This window comes from Streptomyces sp. NPDC042638, assembly GCF_040647235.1.
GTDB classification, from domain to species: domain Bacteria; phylum Actinomycetota; class Actinomycetes; order Streptomycetales; family Streptomycetaceae; genus Streptomyces; species Streptomyces rameus.
Window position 1 is genome coordinate 1 of the sequence record NZ_JBEZBT010000120.1, and the last position, 5,702, is coordinate 5,702.

At 72.0% G+C, this 5,702-nt stretch carries 7 protein-coding genes and 2 pseudogenes; 8 read left to right on the forward strand and 1 reads right to left on the reverse strand.

The genetic code is table 11. The features are described 5' to 3' along the window. From AB0B40_RS37775 to AB0B40_RS37800, 6 genes are all read left to right on the forward strand, one after another. On the forward strand, positions 1 to 604 hold a 604-nt coding region (locus tag AB0B40_RS37775), incomplete at its 5' end, for a cupin domain-containing protein (protein WP_362268144.1). 8 nt (positions 605 to 612) lie between these two features. After that, a complete protein-coding gene (locus tag AB0B40_RS37780; protein WP_362268146.1) occupies positions 613 to 1,086 on the forward strand; it encodes a winged helix domain-containing protein in 474 nt (157 codons plus the stop codon). After that, a complete protein-coding gene (locus tag AB0B40_RS37785; RefSeq protein WP_345049658.1) occupies positions 1,083 to 1,502 on the forward strand; it encodes an aldo/keto reductase in 420 nt (139 codons plus the stop codon). Before AB0B40_RS37780 ends, AB0B40_RS37785 begins: the two co-directional genes overlap by 4 nt. Positions 1,503 to 1,579: 77 nt before the next feature. Further along, positions 1,580 to 1,990, forward strand: coding sequence for a hypothetical protein (locus AB0B40_RS37790; RefSeq protein ID WP_362268148.1), 411 nt, complete (start codon positions 1,580 to 1,582; stop codon positions 1,988 to 1,990). Between the two features lie 19 nt (positions 1,991 to 2,009). Beyond that, a complete protein-coding gene (locus AB0B40_RS37795) occupies positions 2,010 to 2,774 on the forward strand; it encodes a hypothetical protein (RefSeq protein ID WP_345049653.1) in 765 nt (254 codons plus the stop codon). A 161-nt stretch (positions 2,775 to 2,935) separates the two neighbouring features. Continuing rightward, a complete protein-coding gene (locus AB0B40_RS37800; protein ID WP_362268150.1) occupies positions 2,936 to 4,417 on the forward strand; it encodes an alpha/beta hydrolase in 1,482 nt (493 codons plus the stop codon). 87 nt (positions 4,418 to 4,504) lie between these two features. On the opposite strand, the pseudogene AB0B40_RS37805 reads toward AB0B40_RS37800, so the two are convergent. Then, positions 4,505 to 4,918, reverse strand: a pseudogene (locus tag AB0B40_RS37805) (WYL domain-containing protein); the annotation flags it as partial. Positions 4,919 to 4,964: 46 nt separating this feature from the next. Here AB0B40_RS37805 and AB0B40_RS37810 point away from each other — a divergent pair. After that, positions 4,965 to 5,285, forward strand: a pseudogene (locus tag AB0B40_RS37810) (DUF6192 family protein); the annotation flags it as partial. Further along, positions 5,212 to 5,667, forward strand: coding sequence for a RacP protein (locus tag AB0B40_RS37815; RefSeq protein WP_362268151.1), 456 nt, complete (start codon positions 5,212 to 5,214; stop codon positions 5,665 to 5,667). The pseudogene AB0B40_RS37810 and the gene AB0B40_RS37815, both read left to right, overlap by 74 nt. Positions 5,668 to 5,702 lie beyond the last annotated feature (35 nt).

Consider the following 5,702-nt stretch of genomic DNA (forward strand, 5'->3'; position numbering starts at 1 on the left):
CCTGGGCGCGACGGGTGTTGGCGGCGGTGTTCGGCAGCGCGCCGCCCTCGATGTCCACCGGCCGGAGCCGCCGCGCATGCGGCTGTCCCACGGCGGCGAGACGTTGCAGCTCGGCGGCTACACCGCCCCGGTGGCCACCCGCCGCCACACGGTGTGGCACCGCCTCCACCCGGCCGAACTGCACGCCCGCCTGAAGGAGGGCGCCTCCCTCGCGCTGGACAGCGTCGACGAGCTCCACCCGCCGATCGCCCGCGTCTGCGAAGCGATCGAGCGTGAGCTGCACACCCGAGTCCAGGCGAACCTCTACGCCTCGTGGAGCGCCACCGAGGGCTTCGGCGTTCACTGGGACGACCACGACACGGTCATCGTCCAGCTGGACGGCGCGAAGCGGTGGCGGATCTACGGCACCACCCGACCGTTCCCGCTGTACCGCGACATCGAGGACCCGGGCGAGGCACCCACCGAGCCGGTCGCCGACCTGGTCCTGTGGCCGGGCGACGTCCTGTACGTGCCGCGCGGCGTGTGGCACGGGTCTCCGCCGACCAGGGCACCCGCTCCCTGCACGTCACCTGCGGCTTGCAGCCCCACACGGCGACCCACCTGATGGCGTGGGTGTCCGAGCAGCTGCTCACGCACGAGGACTGGAGGCGTGACCTGCCGCTGCTCGCCGCGCCGGACGTCCAGGCCGACGCCGTGGACGGGATGCGCAAGCGGCTCGCTGAACTGCTGGACGACCCGACGCTGATCGCCCGCTACCGGGCGGCGATGGACGGGCAGGCCGTGGGCCGGATGGTGCCGAGCCTGCCGTACATCGACACCGTCCCCGTCGACGGCGGTCTGCGGGTGAGGCTGACGGCCGCCCGCGCGGTGCTGGACGTCGTCGAGGACAAGGTGACGCTGTCCGCCGCCGGCACCGTGTACGAGTTCGCGCCCGAGGCGGAAGCGGTGCTGCGCCCGCTGGCCGACGGGCGGACCGTGGAACTGGCCATGCTCGCCGACGCGGCCGGCCTCGCCCTGGAGGACGTCGCCGCCCTGGTCCAGGAGCTCGTTGCCGGGCAGGTCGCGACAGTGGGAAGCCTGCTGTGACCGCACAACTCGCCCTCGGTACCTACCGGTGCCGGGCGATCCCGGAGGCGGCCGTCCGCGCGGCCGCCTCCGGCGCGCAATGGGTCGACACCGCCCCCAACTACGCCACCGGCCAGGCGCAGGCCCTCCTGGCCCCGGCCCTGGCCGCCCACCCGTCGCTGAACGTCTTCACCAAGACGGGGTACTTCACCGCGGCCACCGGCGCCGACGCCGTGAACGACGGTGTCCTCGACCAGGACCAGGCCGCCGCCGGGCACAGCCTCGCCCCCGACTACGTGCGCTGGCAGACCGGTCGCAACCGCGAGCAGCTCGGGCGCGACCGCCTGGACCTGGTCCCGCTGCACAACCCCGAGCGCGCCCACCCCGGCGACCGCCCCGCCCTGCACCGCGCGATCCGGGACGCCTCGCCGTCCTAGAGGAAGAGGCCGCGGCTGGGCATGCGGCGGGGTACGGCGTCGCCACGTGGGCGGGCCTGGAGCAGGAGGCGTTCACGGTGGGGGAGCTGCTCGCCCTGGCCGCCGAAGCCGCCGGCGGACAGCACCACCTGTCCGCCGTCCAGCTGCCGGTCAGCCTGGTGATGTTGACGCCGATCGTGCAGGCTCTTCACCACCGGGGCCCGCTCCTGGCCGCCGCCGGCGCGGGCCTGCGGGTGATGGCGTCGGCCCCGCTGCACGGCGGGGAGCTCCCCGGCATGGTCGACCAGGAGCTCGCCGACCTGATCCGGCCGGGTCTGACCCCCGCACAGGCGTGCATCCTCGCCGTCGCGTCATGCCCAGGAGTGACAAACGTCCTTCTCGCCGCCTCCGGTGCGCCACACTGGAAGGAGGCGGCCGACGCCGTCGCCCAACCCTCCCTGACCGAAGACAAGTTGCGGGAGATCACCGGTGTACTCGCCTCCCCCTGACCCGGACACCGAACGGCGCATGCGCGCCCACCACGCGCACACCGCGAAGGCCCTGGACGTCCGGGTGGAGCCGGGTGCGGAGCTCTGGGGTTGGGCCGGGCGCACCCTGGGCGCCCCGGCCCGCACCGCTACGGGCGCACCCGCCTGGCTGCGCCTGGTGTCCGCGGCAGAGGACAAGGCCGCGGGGAAGCTGTGGGACGGCGCCCTCGATGCCCAGCACGCCTTCGGCGACCTCGACGGCCACCGGCCCGCCCTCCTGGCCGTCCACGACACCGTCGACGACGGCATCGCCTACCGGGCGGAGCTGTCGGTCCGCGTCGATGACCCAGTCCTGTCCGACGACCCGATCCTCCAGCACCAGGCCCAGCTGCCGGACTCCTGGTGGAACGACCTCGCCGGGACGCTGGAGAAAGTGGCGGCCACAGGCACCGGCCGCGTCGCCGTACGGCAGCAGTACATGGAGCGGGCCATCCCCGAGTTCGTGGGCATCCCGGCACCGGCCGTCCCCCGTTGGACCACAGCCCATGCGGATGTGCACTGGGCGAACCTCACCGAACCGCTGCGCCTGCTGGACTGGGAAGGATCATGCGTCGGCGGCTCCGGAAGCCGGGCCACGCTCCACAGAGAACGCGACGCTCGGCGCGCTGCGTACGTACTAGGGGTCCGGACCACTGGCCCCCGTGCCTACTGCGACAGTGAGCGCCAGGCGGTGCGTCATGCCTCAGTCGAGCGCCTGTGCCAGCGGGGCTGCGGTGGAGGCTTTCCCCACAAGACCCGACTCTGACCGTTTGCCCCGGGCCGGCGGCGCCCCTGAGCGGCCCCCGACTCGACCCGGAAAAGCCCCCGAGAGGGGCACCACACGGCCCACGGTGCACCTAACGTGACGATGGGTGGCCGGCCGCGTCCGCGCACCGCGCCCCACTGCTGTCTTCAGGAGGAGGACCCATGCCGTTAAGGGGCAAATCCGCACTGCGGCGTATCGTTGCCCGGGGCACGGCCATGACCGTGGGAGCTGTCACGGCCCTCACCACCTGCCTTGCCGCTGCTCCCGCCGTCCACGCGTCGCCGTCTGCCACAGGGGCCTTGCGGTGGGCTCCGTGTGGCGACCGGCAGAATCCGGGAGCCGAGTGCGCGACGCTTTCGGTGCCGGTCGACTGGGCTCACCCGGATGGGCCGAGGCTCGATCTGGCAGTGGCCCGACGCAAGGCCACCGACCCCGGCGCACGCGTCGGCTCGATGGTGTTCGGCCCGGGCGGGCCGGGCGACTCGGGTGTCGAGATGGTGGTGGGGCGTATCAGCCGGTTCAGTCCCGAGGTGCGGCGCCGGTTCGACATCGTCAGCTTCGACCCGCGCGGCGTGGGCGGCAGCAACCCGGTGAACTGCTCGGCCGGCCTGCTTGCCCAGCGGCCGTCACCAGTGCTGAAGAGCCAGGCGGACTTCGAGACGACCGTCGCGTACAACAGGCGGCTGCGCGCAGACTGCCGGGCCCGCACCGGCCCGGTGTTCGACCACCTCGACACCGCCCAGACGGTCCGGGACGTGGACGCCCTCCGTGCCGCCCTCGGCGAGCGGAAACTGACCTTCCACGGCAGCTCGTACGGCACGCTGCTCGGGGCCCAGTACGCCGAGACCTACCCCCGCCGCGTGCGCGCGACGGTGCTGGAAAGCGTCATGGACCACAGCGTCGCGACTACCCGTGACTTTCTCCAGGCCGAGGCGGCAGCGGCAGGGGATTCCTTTCAGGAGTTCCGGAAGTGGTGCCACGGTGCCGCCGCATGCGCGCTGCACGGCCGCGACGTCCGCGTCGTCTGGCAAGACCTGTTGACCCGGGCCAGCCGCGGCACGCTGGAGGATCCGGCGAAGCCGGGCAGCTCGTTGTCGTCTTCGGACCTGGTCAACAAGATTGCGTTCCGCGCGTTCTACGCGGCCGACTACGCGGGCCTGGCCACGGCGATCGCGGAGATGGAAGCGAGCAAGCCGCTGCCCGCTTCACCCACCTCGCCCGCGCCGCTGCCTTCGGCCACTGCGGTCTTCTGCTCGGACTGGCACCTGCCGGTGCGCGACTACCGGGAGTACGCCTCGGTGGTGGCCATGATGAAAAGGACCGCGCCTGACCTGCCCTACCTGTTGCCGATCCACATGGCAGCGGCCTGTCTGGGCGCGCCGACCGCCAACCCGCAGCACCGCCTGAACGTGCATGGTTCCCCGCGGATACTGGTCTCCAACGCGCTGCACGATCCCGCCACAGGTTACCCGTGGGCGGTCTCGGTGGCCCGGCAGCTCGGCCGCAGCGGCGTGCTCCTGACCTACGAGGGCCAGGGGCACGGCAGTGTCACCAGCGGCCCGTGTATGGAGCACGCCGTGGACAGCTACCTCACCGACCTGGCAGTCCCGCCGCAGGGCAGCTGCCCTGCCATACCGTCCTGACAGCGTGCCGATCCGGATCCGTCTGGAGAGGGGGATGGGGCGCTTCGCGGTGACGTTGCCTCTCAGGTGCATGTCTGCGGGGTTGTCTCAGGCGGCGTCGCCGGTGGGCGAGCCGACCGCCTTTGCCCAGGCGGATCCGTAGGTTCTGGCGAGTACGTCCACTGTGTCGGCCATGGCTCGGCGTAGTTCAGCCGGTGCGACGACCTCGACGTCGATACCGAGCCGCAGCAACTCACCACATGCATGCTCGGTGCTCTCCGTCGGGATGGCCGCCTCGACCCATCCCTCGTCCCCGATGGCGGTTGCGGTGACGTCGACTGCCCGCACCACCTCCGGGGGCAGGTTCTCGGGCAGGCGTCGGCGTCCTCGTGGGGACAGGCGGACGGTGGCTGTGCCGGTGAAGCGGCGTGTGCGGAAATCGTCGAGGCAGGAAGTCCAGTACGCGCCCAGGTCAAAGTCCTTTGGCCGGTCGAAGTGCTAGTCCGTGAGCGCCGCGTCCAGGGCGCACGGCGCGCTGGAGCCGCGCAAGGTCCGGGTGGTGGAGGAACTGACCCGGGAGGACCAGGTCGTGGCGGCCGTCGCCCCGGACTTCCTACGCCGGCCCGAGGTCGTCGCCCGCGTCGCCAAGGCGGACAAGGTGAAGGTCGTCGAGGAACTGACCCGTGACGAGCACGTCGCCGCCGAGGTGACTACCGGCCTGTTGCGCAGGCCGGACGTCGCCTTCCGGGCGATGTCGGACGACACCGCCCGCCACCAGGTCAACCACGCGCAGGTCGAGCGGGGCCGGCAGGCCCGTGAGCACTTCGAGGAGACCAGCCCCGTCGCCCCGGCGATACGCAGCATCGACCGGTCGGTGGAGTTCCTGGACCGTACTCTTCGAGGGCCGCCCGGCCGGTCTGACCTTCAACCAGCTGGTCAGATCCAGCGAACTGTCGCCCCACCAGGCCCGCGCCGGCCTGGCCTGCCTGCGAGATACCATCGCCGAACGCGGCTGGCCGCCCCTGATCTGGACCCGCCCGGACGGTTACAAGTTCTGCTCGGACCCGGCCGAGCTCCAGGAGTACGAGGTCGCGATCATCCGGGAGAAGCTCACGGAGATCCGCCGGTTCATCACCGGCGTCGTCGCCCCGCACGCGGCCCTCCAACCGAAGGGCCGCTGGATCAAGCACCTGAACACCCAGCTCAGCTCGGTCGAGTCCACCCTCGACGTGATCGCCGACTACATCGACGCCTCTCCGAGCAGCCCATGACGGCGGGCGTCCACGAGTGGGCCTTGGCCTCGTCC

What these genes read in the sequence shown, in the direction of transcription:
- AB0B40_RS37800 (WP_362268150.1), top strand. Translation starts at nt 2,936, where the DNA reads ATGCCGTTAAGGGGCAAATCCGCACTGCGGCGTATCGTTGCCCGGGGC.
- AB0B40_RS37795 (WP_345049653.1), top strand. Translation starts at nt 2,010, where the DNA reads ATGCGCGCCCACCACGCGCACACCGCGAAGGCCCTGGACGTCCGGGTG.